Here is a 19,648-nt window from a genome sequence, read left to right on the forward strand (position 1 = left end):
TCCTCCTATATTGAATATGTTTTATCCTTTGTGTTTATAAAGCCTAAGCAAAGGGCAGTAAACAATAATGGTTTTTCATACATTGAGGCGTGTCCTGCTCCAGGTATTTTAATTAGGTGACTATTTTTAATATTGGATGCTAAATACTCCTGGTTCGCAACAGGTGTTAAGTAATCTTCTTCTGCAGCAACGATTAAAGTTTCAGCTTCAATCAATTTAAGTTTATCTTTCACATCAAATGATTCACTCGATAATGTGAGTCGTTCAAGTTGATTAAGGAATAGTTCATTTGAGAAAACAGGGACAAGAACTTCTTTTCTTTTGTCCATCCAGCCTTTATGTGATTCATAATACATCGGAGAATAAATGACAGGGATAGCTGTATTGTAATAAGCTTCTCCGTCTCTCGTTCTTCCAGCCGCAATCCAAGCACGCCCAATGTCTTTTAACCAAGGACTTGTATATGCTGCTGTGTTAAATAATACGAGTCTATCGACATTTTCTGGATACTTAATTGCGAATTGAATAGCGATTTCTCCACCATAAGATATGCCTATGATAGATACTTTATCGAGACCTAAGTGGTCAATTACTTCTTTAACAACATCCACTTGAATCGCGTGTGTATAAGACTCTCCAACCAATTTTTCAGATTGTCCTTGATCAAAAAAGTCGATACGTATCAGTTTATTATTCGCTGTAAGGCTATTTACGAAAGGTTGCCAACTTTTAGTTGACATCATTATACCATTTAGTAGGACAATCGCCAATCCTTCGCCTTCAACTTCGTAATATACTTTTTTATTATTAATCGAGATATAACTCATGTAAATAGCCGGCCTTTATTGCTTCTTGTGTTAATTGTTCTCTAAATTTAGGATGGGCGATTGAAATCAAGAGTTTAGCGCGTTCTCTAATATTGGTGCCCCTTAGGGAAACCATACCATATTCAGTAACGACATAGTCGACGTCATTTCTAGATAGTGACACAGCTGCCCCAGGTTTTAACATTGTAACAATCTTGGAAACTTCTTCCCTTTCACCTGTTGCTGGGTTCTTAACCATTGCAGTTGAGTAAAGCGCGATAAAACTACGGCCATTTTTGGAGTTTTGTGCGCCAACAGCAGTATCTGATTGTCCACCAGTTCCTGAGAACTGTTGGGTTCCAATGGATTCTGAACAGCATTGTCCAGATAAATCAATTTCGATTGTACTATTGATTGAAACTTGATTATCATTTAATCCGATAACAGCGGGATCATTAACATACTTACCATCTAAAATCCAGCAGCTTGGGTTATTGTTGATAAAGTCGTAAAGCTCTTTAGTACCATACGCGAAGCATGCAACATGCTTGTTTCTGTGTAGAGTTTTCTTTTTACCATTGATAACGCCAGCTTTAATCAAGTTCATCATTTCATTTGTGAACATTTCAGTGTGAATACCTAAATCTTTTTTTCCGTATAAGGACTTAGCTACGGCATTTGGCATACCACCAATTCCTAATTGAATGGTATCGCCATCGTTAATCATATCAGCAATTTGTCTACCGATAATCATATCTTTTTCATTAGGTTCAGCATCTGGAATGGTTGGGACTGGATAATCAGCTTTAACCAAATAATCCACGTCACTTAGATGAACTTCAAGGTCTCCAATCGTTCTTGGAAAGTTAGGATTAACTTCCAAAATGACGATTTCTGCAGCTTCAACCATTTGCTTTTCATAAACGTTTGAAGTTGACAATGACACATAACCATGTTCATCAGGCATACTTGCTGAGGTAATGAACAGTCTAGGTTTTTTATAAAATAAACGTTTATAGCCAGCTAAATGCAAGTGGTTTGGGATAAACGAGATATTGCCATGAGGATGTACTTTTCTTAATACGTTAGTATAAAACCAACCATCAAGATTGAATTTACTACGGTATTTTTCTTCAATGAAGAAATCTGCATTAGAGATAGGTAAGCAGTTTGTAACTGTGACTTTTTCTACTCTATCTGCAGCTAGGTGAAGATTGGACATAAACAATTGTGGTTCATTAGCAGCCATTCCAACGACAATTTCGTCTTGTGGATTAACTAAATCAATCATTTCTTCTACAGTAATGTATTTTGCTTGTTTCATATTGACCCTTCTTTCAAGTTAAGGTGTTAAGGGAGCACAATGCTCCCTTAATCCCAATTTTAACTTATTTTGCTTTAATTTGATCTAGTGATTCGATGTTTCTAACTTTGATAAATGCATGTGAAGCTGCTTTTGCTTCATTTGCTTCTGTATCTGGATTGTCTGCGACTGCAGGAGTGTACACTAATTTAGAAAGTGCCATTGAGCTAATACCCCAACGTTTGCCTTCAGAGAAGTCAATTTGTCCACCCATTGGAACTTGGATTGGTTTTGATTCCATAGCTGTGATGAATGATTTGAATGTTAATTCACCTTCAACGTTAGCTAAACCTGCTAAGAATACTTTAGCGGCTACATAACCAGCCATTGCGAATGCGTTTGCAGTATAGTTGTCAGCAGCATTTGGATTACCATAGCCTGCAGCTGTCATAGTTGCGACGAAATCCCAATAAGCTTGTGAGAAACCATATAGACCTTGAGGGTCAATGATGTCGATCCAAGCTGAACCATAAATGTCAAAACCGTAAGGTCTAACAGTGATACTTGATGCGTTAGTATTAACGTATGAAGTGATAACTGGTTTAGTGTTGTCGTTGTCATCAAGCGCGATTAAAGCTTCGTTAAATGGTAATTGGTTACCAGCAACGATGATTACATCTGGATTGCTATCTAACATTGATTTAACTACTGATTCAACAGTGTCTGATAAGAATGATTTAACGATTAAGTTAGCTTCATTCTTTGCTAATTTAGCTTCGTCTTGAATACCAGCAAGAATTGACTTACCCGCATCATCATTAGTGTATAATACACCAATCTTAGCGTTAGCTGCTAATTTTTGATCTCTGTTTGCTCCAAAGATAGCTTCGTTAGTTGCTCTTGCATAAGCGATTCTACCGTCAGTTCTATAGATTGGTTGAACTGCGAAAATTGGATTTCCTTCAGCTTTTTCAAAATATAGATCATTGATACCTGTTGCCGCATAAACCATTGGTACACCTTTTTCTTGAATGTATGGTAATGTTGCACCAACTGTACCTGTTCCAACGTGTCCAACGATTGCGAATACTTTGTCTTCTTCAATTAACTTTTTAGTGTTAGTTTGACCAACTGAAGCATCAGTTGCATCATCATATGTGATGTATTTAATCTTTTGAACGACGCCTTCAGTTTTGTTGTATTCTTCAAATACAGCCTCGATTGCTGCACTGAAAGGTACACCTACTGCCGCGAATGCACCAGTTTTTGAAGCTGTGTTTCCGACTTTGATTTCTGTAGCTGTAACACCTTGAACTTTGATTTCTCTTGAGCCATTACATGCTGCAAGTGATATGCCAAGAAGCGCAACTACTAGTAATAATACTAATTTTCTCATTTCTATTCTCCTTTTTTATTTTTATCCACTGAGTGGAAAAGTCCCTTATTTCTTTTGTCCAAGGTACGCATTCACTAGTTCATCATTCGATAATAACTCGTGTGCCTTACCTTCAATCTTAATCTTTCCTAATTCAAGAACGTATGCATAGTCCGCAATCTTTAGCGTTTGATAAGCATTTTGTTCAACGATTAGGATGGATCTTCCGGATTCTTTAATCTTTGTGATGATTTCAAAAATGTCTCTTACAATAAGTGGTGCCAATCCTAGGGATGGCTCATCGAGTAATAGTAACTCTGGGTCTCCCATTAAGGCTCTACCTATTGCTAACATTTGCTGTTCACCACCTGATAAAGTGGAAGCTTGTTGTTTCTTTCTTTCTTTTAAGACTGGAAAATAACCGTAAACTGCTTCTAGTAACTTAGCGATACGCTCTTTTTTACCGATGGTTTTTGTGGTTTCAACCCCATTCACCATCACAGTTTGCTTTAAGGATTTAAGCGAGTATGCCCCAACCAATAAGTTATCTTCTACGGTTAATCCTCTTAAAATCATTCTACCTTCAGGAGATTGTAAAATCCCTTTTTTTGCAATGATGTGCGCATCTTTGTTTGTGATGTTATCACCCTTGTAAAGAATACTACCTGAAGATACTCTAACGGCTCCTGATACGGATTTAATGAGTGTTGTTTTACCTGCACCATTGGCACCTAGAATGGCAACAATGGTCCCTTTATCCACTTTCAAATTGACATTTTTAATGGCTTTGATGATGCCATAGTCAATGACTAAGTCTTTAATCTCTAAAGTTTGCATCATTCGCCTCCTAAATACGCAACTTGAACATCTTTGTTCGATTGAATTTCTTGAGGTGTTCCGATTGCGAGTCTTTGTCCAAATGACATTGCACAAATTCTGTCACAAATATCCATAACAAGTTCCATATCGTGTTCGACAAGAATAATGGTCAAGTTGTATTTGTTCTTGATTTCTTTGATTGTATGTGCAAGTTCTTTAGTTTCTGAATCATTTAATCCCGCTGCTGGTTCATCCAAGATAATTAAACTTGGATTGGTCATTAAGACACGGGCTAATTCGATTTTCTTCAATACACCATAAGGTAGACCATATGGAATCATGTCTTTAAAAGGGGTTAACCCTAATGATTCAATGATTTCCAACGCTTTATTCCTTAGTAAGGTTTCTTCTTTTTTCATTTTTGGCAAATGGAATAATTGTGTGAAGAATCCAGATGTAAATAATGAGTGAGCGCCCACTAGTAGGTTATCCATTACAGATAATTCCCATACTAGTTCAACGTTTTGGAATGTTCTCGCGATTCCTAAATCTATAATGTTATGTACTTTATAGTCCGTTAAGTTTACAACTTCACCGTGACGGTTTGTGTAGTAAACTGCGCCAAATGTTGGTTTATAGAACTGAGTGATACAGTTGAATACTGTAGTTTTACCCGCACCGTTTGGTCCAATTAGACCAAATATTTCTCCACGGTTAACGACAAAGCTTAAGTCATCCACGGCTTTTAACCCACCAAACTTCATTGTTAAGTGTGATAAAGACAGCACATGCTTTTGATCTGTTAGTAACGACTCTCTAGCTTTTAATGAATCTAGTTCACTTAAGAGTTCTTTCTTAGTACTCTCAAGTTCAGTAGTCTTAATCAAGCTTTCAAGTTCTAAGATGCGCTTATCAATCACTTGTTTTTGAACTTGAGTCAGTTGATTGACTTTTTCTTCTAAACGTGTGATTTGTTTTTCTAATCTTGCTAATTGCTTAGCCTGATTTTTTCCACCATATAATTTGTAATAACTGCTTTTCTTTTCAAGTCTTACTAAACGTTGATTGTAGTAGCTTAAGAGCATTTTATTATTGTTCTTCATGTTCTTTTGCCACCTTCTTCTTCATTTTTAGTTTTTTTATCTTGAATTTAAGTTCGTTAATTAATCCTGCTAGTCCGTTTGGATAGAACATCGTTACCACGATAATTAATATCCCACTGATTACAAATGATAAATTCGCAAACTTAGAATCCGCTAGGAATGGAATATTCTTAAACAGAATCAAATCCATACCGAAAATCATAAATGTACCTAGTAATACACCCCAAATCGATTTAGCTCCACCAACGACTACTGCCGCTAGGATGTTAAGAGAAATCGCTAGTCCCCAGGTAGATCCCATAGAGAATCGGATATATCCCATGTAAAGAATTCCACCGATTACTGCATAAACTGTTGAAACAATGAATGCAATCAAACGGTACTTAATAATGCTAATCCCCATGGCTTGTGCTGCTGAATCATTGTTTTTGATTGAAAGCAATGCACGTCCAAATGGGCTGTTAATCAGGTTGTAAGTTAATATCATTGCTACTACAACCGCAATAATGACTAAATAGAGCGTTTCAGTTGAGGTTAGTCTTAACCCAAACATTTCGATAGCTTTTGAAGTGGTTCCTGAAACCCCACCAGTAAACTTGTCAAAGTTCTTAAACAGTTCAATCATGATCTCAGAAAGACCAAGTGTTACAATCGCAAGGTACATCCCTTCAATACGAAGTGATACAACCCCAAAGATTAACCCGAACAATATCGCAATGACAACACCTAGTAAAATGGTTAATAAGAACGGTAATTCAAATACGTTAATCCCTGCATAGGCAACGAATGTTCCTATTGCAATAAAGGATGAAGTACCTAATGAAGCCAATCCACCATAACCAATCAATAGTGAGAATCCAAGTGCAACAATGAAGTATACGAGTGTTTTAGCTAATGCATCGACAGTTGTAACACTTAAGAATGGTGAAAGGACTGGTAGTAAAATCATCAATAATCCAAATAGTATGAATTGGTATAGAGGATTTTTTAACTTAGTTTTAATGACTGTTAGTATTTTATCCATATCTACACCTTCTTCGCTATCTTCTTACCAAACAACCCAAGTGGTTTGAATAAGACGACTGTCATAATTGTCAAATATAGGACTGTTGTTCCCCATGGATTGAAATAAACACCGAAGAGGTTATTCAATATTGAGAAAATGATTGCACCAACAACTGGTCCATAGAATGTTGAGAATCCACCTAAGATTGCCGCAAAGAATGCTTGAACTTGAACAGAAATCATGAAGTAAGTGGTTACGTTTCCGAATGATCCCTTGTTTGAAGAGATTAAAATTGCCGCAACTGCTCCAAGTCCACCTGCAATCGCCCAGCTCATAGCCGTAATGAACTTTGTGTTGACCCCCATCATGCTAGCAACTTTTTCATTTGATGCTGTAGCACGAACGCCAAGCCCCCATTTAGTATACTTAAGTGCTATGAATATTACTGAGATTAAAAGAAAACTGATTATGAAGCCTAGTAATACGTGTATTCCAACGTTGACACCGATGGCTTTGAACCCTTTAGAGATCCCTAATAGAACATCTCCTAAGAAAGTATCTTCAAGATTTCTACCTATTCTTGGTAATGAACGGTCTGAAATCCCAAATAATATAGGTAATACCCCAGTAATTACCAATACAACACCCATTGTAATGATTTGTTTTCCTACTGGATTTAAGTATCTGGAATGCCTAAATATTAAAACATCGATAATCATTGAGAAAATAAAGCTAACAGTAATACCAGCTAAAATGGCCACTAGATATTCTAAAAATGATGGTGAAGCCACATTTCCTTGAATATCTGGGATTGGCATGATGATGTAGGTTGTAACAAATGCCGCAACCGTACCAATCATCCCTTGCGCAAAGTTGGTAGTAAATGACGTTTTAAAGATTAATACAATCGCGAATGTGGCAAGCACAAGAGGCGCGCTTTGTAAGAACCCTGAGATGAAAATATCAATAAAGAATGACATGGTTTACCCCCATCTTATGACATTAGCTGCCCATACATAACCGATACCTGCTGCTAACATACATACGATGGAGCCATCTTTAACTTGTCCAGATTGTAGTGCTAAGTGAAGTGATAAGATTTGGTCAATTTGGCCGATATGTCCATAGTTTTCCAAATAAATCGATTGTTCTTCTTTTAGACCTAAATCTTGTAATAATGACAAGTGACCAGAACGTTTCATATGTAGTATTGCTAAGAATCCGTCCTTAGAGAAATCTTCTTTTGAGAAATTGGATTTTCGAAGTGATTCATTAATACACTTATACCAGTTTGGCATGGATACTTCGTTTAGTCTATTTTTCATTTTAACTGGGTCCATTAAACGTAATGATTTTTTAGACTCTTCAAGATTATCTTTAGTTAGAGGGTTGCAGATACCACCAATTTCAACACCCGCGGTTCTTGATAATGACCCATCCCCGATGATGTGTGAACCTAATAGTTCATTCTTGCCATAATTCTTCTTAAGGATGATGGCACCACCACCTGCAGCTAAGTCGTACATCATTGACATGTTTTTATCGCTGTAATCTACGAAGTCTAGGTTGCGGTAACCACCAACAACCATGACGGTATGTACATCATCGTCGGCAACTAACATATCTTTAGCCATTTTTAAGGCTGATACTGTTGTACAGCATCTGTTTTGAACGTCAATACCCCAAGCATTTACAGCACCAATTCGATCTTGAACGTAAAGTGCTGAAGTGGTTAATGGGTATTCTTTCCATTCTTCTGTAACACACAAGATGACATCAATCTCTTTTGGATCGACTCCTGTGTTTTTTAAACAATCTAGAGCAGCTAGGGCACCCATTTCTTGAGTTCCATCAGTTGCATTATCAAAAGGTACGATTTTTTCGACAATACCAAGTTTTTGAATGATTGCGTCTTCTGACCAGATACCACCAGTTTGATCGGCAATTTCCTTAGCAGTCATCCTACCCTTTGGTAAATATATCCCTGTACCTACAATTCCTACAGTTGGTTTCATAATAAATTCCTCTTTTCAATTGTTAGTGTACGCGTGCGTGAGACATGAATCAAGCCAAACGACTTGTTTGGCAAGATTTCAAGCTATTATAAGCGCATACCGCCATTAACATTAATGGTTTGTCCTGTAATATATGAAGCATCATCACTCGCTAAGAATAATGCTACTTTCGCGATTTCTTCTGGTTGTCCTAGGCGGCCTAGCATAGTTAATTTAGCAAAACCATCTAGTAATTCTTGTGGAACAGTCTTTAAGATGTCAGTCATAACATAACCTGGAGCGATTGCGTTAACTCTAACTGCAGCACCTTTTCTTGCAAATTCTTTAGCCCATGTCATAGTTAACCCTAAAACACCTGCTTTAGTAGCTGCATAGTTTGCTTGTCCGATATTACCGAATACACCAACTACGCTTGAAATGTTGATGATTGATCCTGAACCTTGGTTTTCCATTTGTGGTCCAACATGACGAGTTAAGTTAAATACCCCTTTAAGGTTAACATTGATAACTGCATCCCATTGTTCATCAGTCATTTTACGAGTCATAGCATCTTTTGTGATACCTGCGTTATTAACCAAAATATCGATGTGACCAAATTCTGCCATTACTTCATCAAAGAATACTTTGCATCCTTCTGAATCAGTGACGTTTAATTTCTTATAAAACACGTTTTCACATTCATAAGCCATTTCGCCCATATCTGCTGCAACAACTTTTGCGCCTTCTTTTGCAAAAGCTTTTGCAATTTCCATACCAATACCTTTAGCGCCACCAGTGATGACTGCTACTTTACCTTGTAATTTCATGTTATTCTCCTTATCGTTTTATGATGACTGCTGTTCCCATGCCGCCACCGATGCAAAGACTTGCTAAACCGTAAGTCTTGTTTTGTTTTTTAAGTTCGTGTGCCAATGTTACGATGATACGGTTGCCTGAAACCCCAACTGGATGTCCAAGGGCGATTGCACCACCATTGACGTTTGTTTTTTCTAAGAATTCTTTTTTGTCTACTTTATGAGCTAGAACTAATTCATTGATTACACCTAAGCTTTGAGAAGCAAATGCTTCGTTAAGCTCAACTAAATCCATTTCTTCTAACTTCATATTTGCTCTATCAAGAACGTCTTTAACAGCAGGAACTGGACCTAAACCCATGAAATTAGGATCTACCCCACCTTGTCCTACAGCAACGAGTTCTGCAATGACTTCTAAGTTATGCTTCTTAACCATTTCTTCAGAAGCTAAGATGACGAAACTTGCACCATCATTAATACCAGATGAACTACCTGCAGTCACAATACCATCAGGTTTAAATGCTGGTCTTAATTTAGCCATTTTATCTGCGTTTGTTTGTCTGTTTGGATATTCATCCTTATCAAATACAATTGATTCTTTTCTAGTTTTGATTTCGATTGGAACGATTTCATCTTTAAAACGTCCTGAATCACTAGCTTGAATAGCCTTACGCTGAGATTCAAGTGCAAATGCATCTAGTTCCTCACGAGTTAGAGAATGCTTGTGTGCAATATTCTCAGCTGTGATACCCATGTGCATGCCTGGCGTAAATGAGTCGTGTAAAGCATCTCTTAAAATGGTATCTTCCAGTTGTAATCCGCCCATTTTAACACCATTTCTAATGTTAGATGTAACTACATATGGTGCACCGCTCATGGATTCAACACCACCAGCAACCACTAGATTTGCAAATCCGGACTGAATTCCCATAAATGCATTCATGACAGATTTCATACCGCTTCCACAAACCATATTAACTGTGTATGCAGGAACCTCTTCAGAAATACCAGCTTTGACAGAAACTTGACGACCAATGTTTTGTCCAAGTCCTGCTTGAATAACGTTACCAACAATGACTTCATCGATTTCATTCTTTGGAATATTTGAATCTTCGATTACTTGCTTTAATACTTGCGCACCTAAGTCAGCTAACGAAATATCTTTTAGTGTTCCCAAGAATGATCCGATTGGACTTCTCTTCGCACCAACAATATAAACTTTTTTACTCATAACATACCTCCTCTTGAAATTAGTCACATAGATTCTTCTAAAAAATTACGTGAATAAACATTCATATCTTGATTTCATTTTACGTTATCTCAAAAACAATGTCAAGCGCTTACATAAAAATAATTATTCACCTTCTTTTTTTGTGGTTTTATACCATTTCGTTATCGTTAGTTTTATTAAAGGCTTTTGATGTATTTTTCAGATCTCTAAAGAAAAAAGTTTAGATTATATCTAACCGTTAAAAAACACTTCTTAGGAAACTAATTTGATTGTTTTTTATTGTTTTTTACTATAAAATGAACCTAGGTGATACGATGATCAAACAAGAATACAGAATTCCAAAGACTCCATCCGGTCTAAAAACATTTAATAAAATAGTAAATACAGGTAAAAAGTTATTTGCAAAAAATGGGTTCCAGGCAACATCGATAAACGACATTATTTCTAAGTCCAAAATAGCTTCCGGAACTTTTTATATCCATTTCGATAGCAAATTAGCGCTTTATCTCTATATTTTGGACTTATACAAAGTGTCTATACGAAAAGCCAGTGCTCTAGCAACAGTCGGATTAAGCAATCGATATGATATTGAACGAGCAGGTATTAAAGCGTTTATACTATATGCCAAACGCGATCCACTCGCGTATAGAATTGTATGGGAGTCTTTGTTCGTGGATTTCGTAATTTTTAGAGATTACTATTCCTCTTTCGCGTCCTCCTATGTCCAACATTTGAAGAAATACGTCGATAATTCAGAACTTAGAAATGATCTGGATTTAGAAACGTTGTCTTACTGTTTAATGGGAATATCAAACTTTTTAGGTCTTCAAGTAATCTTTAAAGATGATATATCTGAAGAAAGAATCGATTATATCATTGATCAAGCAATGAGTATTCTAGATAGAGGAATTTTTAATAAATCTTTATAGATTGTGAATCAAGGTTCATGTTACTGAAACCGTTTATAGTTTATAATGTAAACACTTTCACAATATACGAAAATCGCGATAATATACACTGAACTTGTTATAGCTGATTCAAACTATGAAATATACCCCCTGTAGAAATTCATTTAGTTATATCATTATTATTAAAAGCAATAAAACAGCTATCCCTTTGTAAAGCATAGGTATCTAAACTTAAAAAAAACACCAATTAGGTGTTTTTTTGATATCATAACTTCTTATTTGAATTATATTTTGATTTTATCTCTTCTTCTAGTTCTTTCTTGATTCGTTCTTTTTCTTCAGCTATCCATTTTTCTTTGTTCTGTTCAAACGCCTGTAGTTCTTTTGTTTCAGCTTTGAGTTTTAGAATTTTTACGATACTGATGAATTCATGAATGAGAATTCCGATCAATAGTAATGTGATTATTAGAAAAACGACGTTTTTATAATTGAGAGAGATATTCCCCAAATCTAATAGCATAAAGTGGGTTGTTATTAATCCAACATAATTAGTAGAATCTACTCTTATAGAATCTTCAGAATTATTGTTATCCCCTTTGGTCACGATTTTACCGTTTTCAGTTCTTATTGCACGGTGAACTATATTCTTATCTGTTTTGAATGCGATTATAGGTTGTTTTCCTTCTTCAACCAACTCATAGACTGTATCATAGTCAACATACTTAATCACAATGAATTCACCTGTTTTAATCGTCGGTTCCATTGAACCTGATCCAACAACTGAATAAGAATGACCAAATATTTTCAAATATCTATTTTGTTGAACTGCCATTGTCCCCATAACCAATAAGAGGATCGATGATAAGAAGAATACTACAGTAGTAATATTTAAGACTACTTTAATAGCTTTCTTCATACTTATACCTCATCAAATAGACTAGGTTTCATAACAGGTTCTGTTTTTGGTTCTAGACCATTCTTTTTTAGTTCAAGTATATCTTTTTTCCCATTCTTATCAATTTCAAGGATTTCTTTCTCTTTTCGTTTAGTCAACTGAATCTTCAATTTCTCAAAATCCTTTTGGAGTTTTTCTTGTTCCTTTTCTCTTTGAAGTTTGAGCTTTTTAAGTGCTTTTTCTTGTTCAAGCTTAAGTTTCTTTTTCAGTTGCATAACTGCTTGGCGATAGGCGGCTTTCGCCTTTCGTTCAGCCTCTTGAAGCGCTTGTTTCTCTTCCCTTTGAAGACGTTTCACTTCTTTTTCATGCTCTTTTTCAATGGCAAGTCGTTGTTGTTCGAAGTGTTTATCAAGGGCTTGAAGTTTTGCTTCAACTCCTTTATTTAAGTGTTCACTTAAGGCATCAAGCATAGCCTGATTGTTCTTTTCGTGTTTGTCTTGTTCTTCTTTAATTCTATCGTCAATTTCCTTACGTTCTAATGAAAGATTGTCGCGATTCTTATTAACTAATTGAAGATGATCCGCCAGCATCTGTTGTTCCTTATTTGCTAGTTCTCTTTCTTCTTTTAGTTTCATCTCAACTTCTAATGCTTGAGCATCTTCTAATGCTTTCGCATCCATGGATTGAAGCAGCTTTAGGTTTGCATTTTCAATTTCCTTCATTAATTTACGTTCTAATCTGATGGCATTATTATAGTCTACTTCTTTGGTTTCTCTTATGATTCTAGCTATTTTTGCCTTTTCTCTTCGGTCAATTAACAGTTTTTCAGGGTCTTCGTCTTTCACCAATCTTGAGAAGACATCATCATTTTCCTCTAGTTCAAAGTGATGTTGGAAAACAGCATTAGAAATACTAATCGTCTCTCGAAGTGCACGTTTAAGACCGACTTCATAAGTGGAACTGCGATCGATTTCTTCATCGACCTTCTTCTTAAATAGTTTTAAATTCTCCTGAAGGTAAAATTGATTGATTCTTTCGTCTTCAACGACGATTGGTTCAGGATTATCTATGGTGTCTTTAATGCTAATTGAGTTGTATTTAAATGCTTTTTTGACAAATTCTTTGGTTGGTACTGCATCATACTCATCTTTATGGATTGCTTGATTATAGGCAATGGTAGAGAACATGTTCAAAGCCAAACGCTCAATAGAACTTTGATATAGCGAAGAGACTTTTAGATCTTGTTCCTTCACTGCAACATCATATGCCAACGTATTGTACTTATCTAAAAACAACCAAAGCATATAGCAGTTTTTGAAATCTACATTTTTCAGCATGATATTGGTTTGCATAATCGGTGGAATGACTTTTTTCTCACCTTTAAGCATCTCCATAAACGGAGAATTCTTGATAGATGATATACGCTTTGTAAGATATTCAACTCGAGTCATCAAACTATGATTATACTGATTAATCGATTTGTCCTCTAAATCCTCTTTAAAGGTCATATCCAAACTCATTTCTACACCGAGATCACCAAAATCAAATTCAGAAACGTAATTAAAACGTTTCTTTTGGAAAGAGATGATGTTATCCTTAATCAAGTCGTGTCTTGATTTGACAAAACTAAAAAGACGATCAATTAAAGTCATTATGAATCTATTCTCATAGGTTCCATAGTTAACTTCAACTTCTTCGACCATAAGCTTTTTAGGCATAACAACACCATCTCTAATTTCCTTGATATAGTGAGTATGACTTGCTAAATGTCGAATTGATGTCGATCGTATTTTCTTTGCTTTTTCGATTGCAACAACTTCTTCATTGTATTTTAGACTGGACTTTGGATTTTGAATAATCTTTTCTATACTTGGAAAATAGGATTCTATCGTCTTAATCCAGGTTTCATCAAATGTTTTTGTTTCAGAAATACTCTTCTGATAGATTGTATTTTTACCACTATTCAATTTAGCATAAAAACTCTTTGGAAAAGTATGTTCCTTCTCCAAAGATTTCATGTTTTGTTCGTGTGTTTGATAATATTCAGTTAATTTGTCTTGATTCTTTTTTTTCATCAAATACCACCTAACTCATTTTCTTTAGGTCATTTAGGAATGCGATTGACTCTTTAAATACATTCTTACCAAATAATTTATCAAGTAATACAATTAATTCGCTAATTTCATCCTGCAAGAATGGCAAGTTAAGGACTTCGAACTTTCTCAATATTTTGCGTGCTACAAGGTAGTCTAACGCTTCATACTCTGTCCCACCTGCCGAAATAAAGACAGGGGTAAAGAGTTTAATTTGTTTCATAATACGGTTACCAAATGTGATCTTAAACTTTTGTGAAATAAAATCATCCAGTTTCGCAAGGTTATCTAAAGCCTTAGGCGAAATTGCATTGGTTTCCTGTGCTGATTGGAATAATTGAACTAAATACTCATAGCTCATTTGAATGTGTTCTGTATATGGGGCATCAACGAACTCAGCTTTATTGTTCATGATAATAGATGCAGCACGGTCATATACCTTATCCGTAATCGTAAATGTCGAGTCATCTTTGTTGGCAGTCCCAACAAACCAAACGTTTTGCGGAACCAGTATTTTACCATCTTGTAGATGTTTAGGGTCATTGGCTTGCTTGTCAGAAACAATATCAATCTTCCATTCAGATTCATTAGGCATTTCCATGATTGATAAGAACTCTGCAAAGTAATACTCGATACGAGCTAAGTTCAATTCATCTAGAACGATAAAGTTTAAGTCTTCTCTATAGGTAGCTTCATACAGTTCTTTTAAGAAGTCTGTTTCATTAAATTTTTTGGTGAATTCGTTTAAGTATCCAATCATTTCGGCTCTATCACGCCAAGAAGGTTGAACAGATATAATCGCTGAATCATGTCCAAAGAATTTTCCCATCGCATATGGTAGAGAGGTTTTACCTGTACCGGAGATACCTTCAAGAATTAGTATTTTTGAAGAGGCCATCCCAGCAAAATAAGTTCTGATTGTTTTAGGATCATAATAGAGTCCTAATCTTGATGCTGAGAAATTAATAAATCTAGATACTAACTCAGTTAACCCTACAGTATCCTCAGCTGTCATTTGAACGGATGTAATCATATTTCGATATTCATCATCCACTTGAGTTAAGCGTGGGAATCTAGTTGGCCCAGTAGGTTGTTGTTCTTTCTTGGTGATATCTTTTTCTTTGGATGGAAGTTGCGAAGAAACGCTGGCTCCACCGAGTTTAAGCATTAATATTTTATTCTTTTCATCTGCTAACTCAACTGTTTTTTGAGTTAAAAGGGCAACTTCTTCGAGTAATTCGTCTTTGTCCATCTCAGTTTTTACAAAGCGAACATAAGATCTTAATAGTTGATAGACCTTCAGTGTTAAGAAAACAAGAAAAATCATATTAATCCCGAGGATTACTATGGCAATTATCCAGTCAAGTGCATTAAACTTGTTGCTGGCAATAATTAATTTTCTTATATAATCAGCGATATCATTAAAAAACAAATCAGCAAATGCCTCAAAAAATCTCTTAAAAAATTTGCCAATATTTGCGAATAATTCCCTAATGAAGTCGACATAATAACGAGCAAATTCGATCATTGTCTTACCTCAACTATCGTAAAGTCTTAAATCTATTTCTTTTCTTTCTTCATTTCCTCAAGAAGTTCTTGACGAATTCTTTCTTTTTCTACTTCTAAGTCTTTCATAGCAGTTTGTCTATCTATTTCATACTTAGCTTCAAGTTTTTCTTTATTAACTGCAAGTAATGTCTTTGTGAGCACATAACCTTGATATGCTAATAGAATAATCACTGGTGCAATAATGAAAATCGCGAATCCAACAGGTGTTTGTAAGTAGTTAACTACAGCACCAATTGCAGGGATTGTAAATAAGTGCACAGCTTTTACGTTATCATAATCAACGATTTGATAGTCTTTACCGGAGTTTTCTCCACCCACAACGTATTCAGCAGATTCAGCAGCCTTATCTCCTTGAGTGATAACATAACTAGCAGTAATTTCTTTGATTCTATGCGTATTCAACCCGGAAATCGATAAATCATAGAATGTTATGATTTCATTATCTTTGCCTTCCAGTTTGTCTTTTTGATTTTTAGAAAGGACTCTAACGATCAGTAAATCCCCTTCATTAAAAGAGTCAGATTCATTACCTTCCATTGAGTCACTGAGAACTGGCATGAATCCTATACCAAAGACGTTTGCCACATCTTTGTTGGATTTAACTTGCAAGTTCGCGATTGAAAAAAACAACAAGAATACAATTATGAAATAAAATAAAATATTCCCAACAATTTTAAGCGTCTTCTTAAGACCTTTATTCGAATTTTCCATTTAATGATTCTCCCTTATTCTCGACTTTAACTATATATATTATATTACAAAAACAACAGTAAATCTAGTGTAAACAAAAATGTGGGATTTATTCAAAAAATAAAGGTTTGCGAATACTCGCAAACCCATTTAGTTCATAAACTTAATCTATTACAATTATGCAGCAACGCCGAATTTTAAGTCGACAAATAGGTTAGTTTTAAAAAGTGCATCAAAGGCATCTGCATCCCAACCTTCAATCCATACTCTGACTGTTACTTGACCATAAAAATAACCAGGTGTTAAGCCTGCAAACTCACCTGCAGGTGCAGCCAATGTAACCAAATCGATTGAGTTTCCAGTTGGTATTTTGAAAGTTGGAGCGATAGTTTGAGCAGTATAAGCTACTGGATTCCCCTTAGCAATTGCGTAAGCAGCAGCACCAAATTCTGTGCCTGATGCATAAGAAACTGATGGGAGCGCATTTGAATTGTAAAGAACTGTACTTGGAGTAGTGCCAAGTGATTCTGATAATTCATAAGTTGCACCTGTTGAGCCAAATACAGATACTCTAGCAGCTTGTCTTGCAGCAACTTTAACGGTTGAACCCGATGCCAACACAGCTGAACCGGCATTATCATTCGCACCCTTAAAATCGACGTCAACTGGCCAATCAATTGCAGCAGTATTTCCAAAAGATGCATCTGTTAGGGTAATTGTTTTTGCAGTGTTTGATCTAAAATATAGATTAAATTGCACATATTTCCCGCTTAAAGCACCAGCTGGTGTAGAACCATCTTTTAAGACTATATTTTTTCCATCTACACTTGTAACATCTGAAAACTTAAGTGGATTTACACCATCAACATACATTTCAGATAATCTGTTTTTAATTTGTGTTGAAGTAATGACTGTTACCCAGCTTGAAGATGTCGAAATACTTTGTGTACTACCACTAAAATCACCAAGTGATACTTCAATACCTTCACCTGAAGTGACTTGTCCATTGAATGCTTCCAATGTAGCAGTGTTTTGAAGTGTGAACCATGCGAAAGTTGAAGTACCTAATGCAACTACAACTAACGCCATTGTAATAACAGATAATACTAATTTTTGTGTTAATTTTTTCATTTTTTTTCTCCTCGTTTGTTTTATGTTAATTTTATTAAAACCTTATTCATTTTGAAACGGTAGCGCAGTCATAAACTCAAACTGCATCATTATTTGGTCATTGAATACCGCATCAAAAGCGTCTGCGTCCCAGCCTTCTATCCAGATGTTAATTCTAAACTTCCCAACTGAGTAATATCTTCCATCAGAGTCCATTATATCAGTTTTATGCAGCGAAAGTATCTTAGAATTCTCGTTATCTGGTTTGTAAGCATTAAGACTTGTGAATGATGTTAGATTATTGATGACATCCTGGCTATCATTCGGTAAATCAAAGTTCAATTTATGGTATTGCTTGATGTAATCAACCCCACCATATGGCTTGCCGTATCCGCGTTCTGGATTACCGGAAGGATCCCAAATGAATTTTGGTATTGGGTCTTTTCCATCCATAGGGACTTCTATCAATGCGACTCTAATTGAATCTTTCGCATAATATGTTCTAGTTTCACCTTCTAATACTGTTTGACTAGGCCCGTATTGGAAAGTTACTGGAGAACGGAAGTTAACCCCTCTTGAAGTGACATAGGTCCCGCTTTTCGGTAAGTTATCATAACTTATATTGGAACTGACGTTGTTGATTAGGTATAAGTCTGTATACCTAGTACTAGTTGTTCTAACATATAGTTCGATTGACATGTAGTTCTTGTTTGCAACGGCATCGAAGTTTAAATCTGCATTCACAAACGGAACTGGTGTACTAGTAAACATTAAGCCATCTTTGGATGTAAAATCCATCAACTTAGCATCCTTAATGATGCTATTAATTTGTTCAGTGGTAATTTCGTTTTTGTAAGTTAGGCCATCTAGTGAGAACTCTAGGTTACTATCTAAGTTGGCTTTCATTGAAATCCCGTCGATTCTATTAGAGGTAGCAATCGCTACCCACGCAAATGTTGAGGTTGCTAGTGTTATCACTAACAAAGTCATTGAAATGACTACGATGTATAGTTTCTTAAGCATCTAATCACCCTGCATTCAAAATATCAAATTTCATGTCGATCTTGATATTTCCACCTTTGAAGTTTTCATCTGTGTCATATCCTTCTATCCACATAAAGATAGATATTTTTTTAATTTGTCCTACTTGAAACATCATGATACGTTCGTTTGTGATCAAGCTTTCGGATACAAATAGTTTGGTTGTTGGAAAGAATACTTCTTTCGGATACCCTTTGTGTCCGACTGGATCTGGTTTCATAAACATGGTCTCTTCTACGTTACCGTCGAGGTGATCAATAATGACTAGTAACCTGATGTAATCATCCAAGTTATCTGTGACCTCCAAAATCGAAATATTGTATACAAGGTCAAGCATTTCATTTCCAGAGTTTCTTAAATAAAACGTGTACGCGAGGTAATCATCCATATTATCCACGTAAGTCCCATCTTTTTGTCTTGCCTCTTCGATTTTGAGATAAGAGTAAGTGGTTTCTTCCGAATTTGGTTTTGGATCTGCATATAACCTCGATGTCCCATTGGTAAAACTAATGTCTTCAGATAATTGAATCCCTTTTTGTGTAGCTTGTCCGCTACTGGATAAAACAAATGTACCTGTTGACATCCCGTAAAAAGTAACAACCCCAAAGCCCAGTGATAAGAGACCAAATATAATGACACCGATTGTGACAATATTTGACGATATGGAAGTTGTCTTTTTGACACCTAACAAGGTTGAAAGTCTCATTCTCACACCTCCTTGGTCCTCATAATGAGTCGCTTTATAAAAAATAAAAGCCAACTGTCATGAGAAATGACAACTGGCTACCATTTAAGGCCCTATAGCTTTGCGTCGCTAGATTTCTCTAGTTTTGCCTTTTACATTATTGTATTTTTATTACACCTATATCATATCACCAGTTTAAATCAAT

Annotated in this window: 18 protein-coding genes and 1 riboswitch; of the genes, 1 reads left to right on the forward strand and 17 read right to left on the reverse strand. The window is 35.7% G+C overall.

Annotated elements, in window-relative coordinates:
- Positions 1-5 precede the first annotated feature (5 nt).
- From JN09_RS03155 to JN09_RS03200, 10 genes are all read right to left on the reverse strand, one after another.
- On the reverse strand, positions 6-827 hold the full coding sequence (locus JN09_RS03155; RefSeq protein WP_204432582.1) for an alpha/beta fold hydrolase: 822 nt from the start codon (positions 825-827) through the stop codon (positions 6-8).
- Entirely contained in the window at positions 808-2,130 is a 1,323-nt protein-coding gene (locus JN09_RS03160; protein WP_204432584.1) for an acetyl-CoA hydrolase/transferase family protein, read from the reverse strand. Before JN09_RS03160 ends, JN09_RS03155 begins: the two co-directional genes overlap by 20 nt.
- A 64-nt stretch (positions 2,131-2,194) precedes the next feature.
- Positions 2,195-3,505 carry an ABC transporter substrate-binding protein gene (locus JN09_RS03165; RefSeq protein WP_204432585.1) on the reverse strand — a complete coding sequence of 437 codons (1,311 nt, stop codon included), beginning with the start codon at positions 3,503-3,505 and terminating at the stop codon, positions 2,195-2,197.
- Positions 3,506-3,550: 45 nt separating this feature from the next.
- Positions 3,551-4,321, reverse strand: coding sequence for an ABC transporter ATP-binding protein (locus tag JN09_RS03170; RefSeq protein WP_235985169.1), 771 nt, complete (start codon positions 4,319-4,321; stop codon positions 3,551-3,553).
- Positions 4,321-5,406 carry an ABC transporter ATP-binding protein gene (locus JN09_RS03175; protein ID WP_235985170.1) on the reverse strand — a complete coding sequence of 362 codons (1,086 nt, stop codon included), beginning with the start codon at positions 5,404-5,406 and terminating at the stop codon, positions 4,321-4,323. The genes JN09_RS03170 and JN09_RS03175 overlap by 1 nt, the downstream gene beginning before the upstream one ends.
- Entirely contained in the window at positions 5,393-6,430 is a 1,038-nt protein-coding gene (locus JN09_RS03180) for a branched-chain amino acid ABC transporter permease (RefSeq protein ID WP_204432588.1), read from the reverse strand. The genes JN09_RS03175 and JN09_RS03180 overlap by 14 nt, the downstream gene beginning before the upstream one ends.
- 2 nt (positions 6,431-6,432) lie before the next feature.
- Positions 6,433-7,392 carry a branched-chain amino acid ABC transporter permease gene (locus JN09_RS03185; RefSeq protein WP_204432590.1) on the reverse strand — a complete coding sequence of 320 codons (960 nt, stop codon included), beginning with the start codon at positions 7,390-7,392 and terminating at the stop codon, positions 6,433-6,435.
- Between the two features lie 3 nt (positions 7,393-7,395).
- Positions 7,396-8,427: a 3-oxoacyl-ACP synthase gene (locus JN09_RS03190; RefSeq protein ID WP_204432596.1), complete on the reverse strand. Its 1,032-nt coding sequence runs from the start codon at positions 8,425-8,427 to the stop codon at positions 7,396-7,398.
- 86 nt (positions 8,428-8,513) lie between these two features.
- Complete coding sequence (locus JN09_RS03195) at positions 8,514-9,233, reverse strand: beta-ketoacyl-ACP reductase (RefSeq protein ID WP_204432598.1); 720 nt, start codon at positions 9,231-9,233, stop codon at positions 8,514-8,516.
- Between the two features lie 10 nt (positions 9,234-9,243).
- Positions 9,244-10,452, reverse strand: a complete 1,209-nt coding sequence (locus JN09_RS03200) for an acetyl-CoA C-acetyltransferase (protein WP_204432600.1) — start codon at positions 10,450-10,452, stop codon at positions 9,244-9,246.
- Between the two features lie 314 nt (positions 10,453-10,766).
- Here JN09_RS03200 and JN09_RS03205 point away from each other — a divergent pair, with 314 nt between their 5' ends.
- Entirely contained in the window at positions 10,767-11,381 is a 615-nt protein-coding gene (locus tag JN09_RS03205) for a TetR/AcrR family transcriptional regulator (protein ID WP_204432602.1), read from the forward strand.
- Positions 11,382-11,625: 244 nt separating this feature from the next.
- Here JN09_RS03205 and JN09_RS03210 read toward each other — a convergent pair whose 3' ends face one another.
- The 7 genes from JN09_RS03210 to JN09_RS03240 form a co-directional block, all read right to left on the reverse strand.
- Positions 11,626-12,276 carry a signal peptidase I gene (locus JN09_RS03210; protein WP_204432603.1) on the reverse strand — a complete coding sequence of 217 codons (651 nt, stop codon included), beginning with the start codon at positions 12,274-12,276 and terminating at the stop codon, positions 11,626-11,628.
- A gap of 2 nt (positions 12,277-12,278) precedes the next feature.
- Positions 12,279-14,330, reverse strand: a complete 2,052-nt coding sequence (locus JN09_RS03215) for a DUF2357 domain-containing protein (protein ID WP_204432605.1) — start codon at positions 14,328-14,330, stop codon at positions 12,279-12,281.
- A 10-nt stretch (positions 14,331-14,340) separates the two neighbouring features.
- Entirely contained in the window at positions 14,341-15,876 is a 1,536-nt protein-coding gene (locus JN09_RS03220; protein WP_204432607.1) for a hypothetical protein, read from the reverse strand.
- A 32-nt stretch (positions 15,877-15,908) separates the two neighbouring features.
- Positions 15,909-16,628 (reverse strand): hypothetical protein, encoded by a 720-nt coding sequence (locus JN09_RS03225; protein ID WP_204432608.1) that lies wholly within the window; start codon positions 16,626-16,628, stop codon positions 15,909-15,911.
- A gap of 156 nt (positions 16,629-16,784) precedes the next feature.
- Positions 16,785-17,738, reverse strand: a complete 954-nt coding sequence (locus tag JN09_RS03230; protein ID WP_204432610.1) for a hypothetical protein — start codon at positions 17,736-17,738, stop codon at positions 16,785-16,787.
- Positions 17,739-17,780: 42 nt separating this feature from the next.
- Positions 17,781-18,740, reverse strand: coding sequence for a hypothetical protein (locus JN09_RS03235; RefSeq protein ID WP_204432611.1), 960 nt, complete (start codon positions 18,738-18,740; stop codon positions 17,781-17,783).
- A gap of 4 nt (positions 18,741-18,744) precedes the next feature.
- On the reverse strand, positions 18,745-19,464 hold the full coding sequence (locus JN09_RS03240) for a hypothetical protein (protein WP_204432612.1): 720 nt from the start codon (positions 19,462-19,464) through the stop codon (positions 18,745-18,747).
- Positions 19,465-19,529: 65 nt separating this feature from the next.
- A riboswitch (cyclic di-GMP riboswitch) is annotated at positions 19,530-19,603 on the reverse strand.
- Positions 19,604-19,648 lie beyond the last annotated feature (45 nt).

This window comes from Paracholeplasma morum (genome assembly GCF_016907055.1).
Classification (GTDB): domain Bacteria; phylum Bacillota_I; class Bacilli_A; order Acholeplasmatales; family UBA5453; genus Paracholeplasma; species Paracholeplasma morum.

Coding starts and splice junctions, on each gene's coding strand:
- JN09_RS03210 (WP_204432603.1), bottom strand. CDS start 12,276: ATGAAGAAAGCTATTAAAGTAGTCTTAAATATTACTACTGTAGTATTC.
- JN09_RS03175 (WP_235985170.1), bottom strand. CDS start 5,406: ATGAAGAACAATAATAAAATGCTCTTAAGCTACTACAATCAACGTTTA.
- JN09_RS03205 (WP_204432602.1), top strand. CDS start 10,767: ATGATCAAACAAGAATACAGAATTCCAAAGACTCCATCCGGTCTAAAA.
- JN09_RS03190 (WP_204432596.1), bottom strand. CDS start 8,427: ATGAAACCAACTGTAGGAATTGTAGGTACAGGGATATATTTACCAAAG.
- JN09_RS03230 (WP_204432610.1), bottom strand. CDS start 17,738: ATGAAAAAATTAACACAAAAATTAGTATTATCTGTTATTACAATGGCG.
- JN09_RS03235 (WP_204432611.1), bottom strand. CDS start 18,740: ATGCTTAAGAAACTATACATCGTAGTCATTTCAATGACTTTGTTAGTG.
- JN09_RS03180 (WP_204432588.1), bottom strand. CDS start 6,430: ATGGATAAAATACTAACAGTCATTAAAACTAAGTTAAAAAATCCTCTA.
- JN09_RS03195 (WP_204432598.1), bottom strand. CDS start 9,233: ATGAAATTACAAGGTAAAGTAGCAGTCATCACTGGTGGCGCTAAAGGT.
- JN09_RS03215 (WP_204432605.1), bottom strand. CDS start 14,330: ATGAAAAAAAAGAATCAAGACAAATTAACTGAATATTATCAAACACAC.
- JN09_RS03220 (WP_204432607.1), bottom strand. CDS start 15,876: ATGATCGAATTTGCTCGTTATTATGTCGACTTCATTAGGGAATTATTC.
- JN09_RS03165 (WP_204432585.1), bottom strand. CDS start 3,505: ATGAGAAAATTAGTATTATTACTAGTAGTTGCGCTTCTTGGCATATCA.
- JN09_RS03160 (WP_204432584.1), bottom strand. CDS start 2,130: ATGAAACAAGCAAAATACATTACTGTAGAAGAAATGATTGATTTAGTT.
- JN09_RS03170 (WP_235985169.1), bottom strand. CDS start 4,321: ATGCAAACTTTAGAGATTAAAGACTTAGTCATTGACTATGGCATCATC.
- JN09_RS03200 (WP_204432600.1), bottom strand. CDS start 10,452: ATGAGTAAAAAAGTTTATATTGTTGGTGCGAAGAGAAGTCCAATCGGA.
- JN09_RS03240 (WP_204432612.1), bottom strand. CDS start 19,464: ATGAGACTTTCAACCTTGTTAGGTGTCAAAAAGACAACTTCCATATCG.
- JN09_RS03155 (WP_204432582.1), bottom strand. CDS start 827: ATGAGTTATATCTCGATTAATAATAAAAAAGTATATTACGAAGTTGAA.
- JN09_RS03185 (WP_204432590.1), bottom strand. CDS start 7,392: ATGTCATTCTTTATTGATATTTTCATCTCAGGGTTCTTACAAAGCGCG.
- JN09_RS03225 (WP_204432608.1), bottom strand. CDS start 16,628: ATGGAAAATTCGAATAAAGGTCTTAAGAAGACGCTTAAAATTGTTGGG.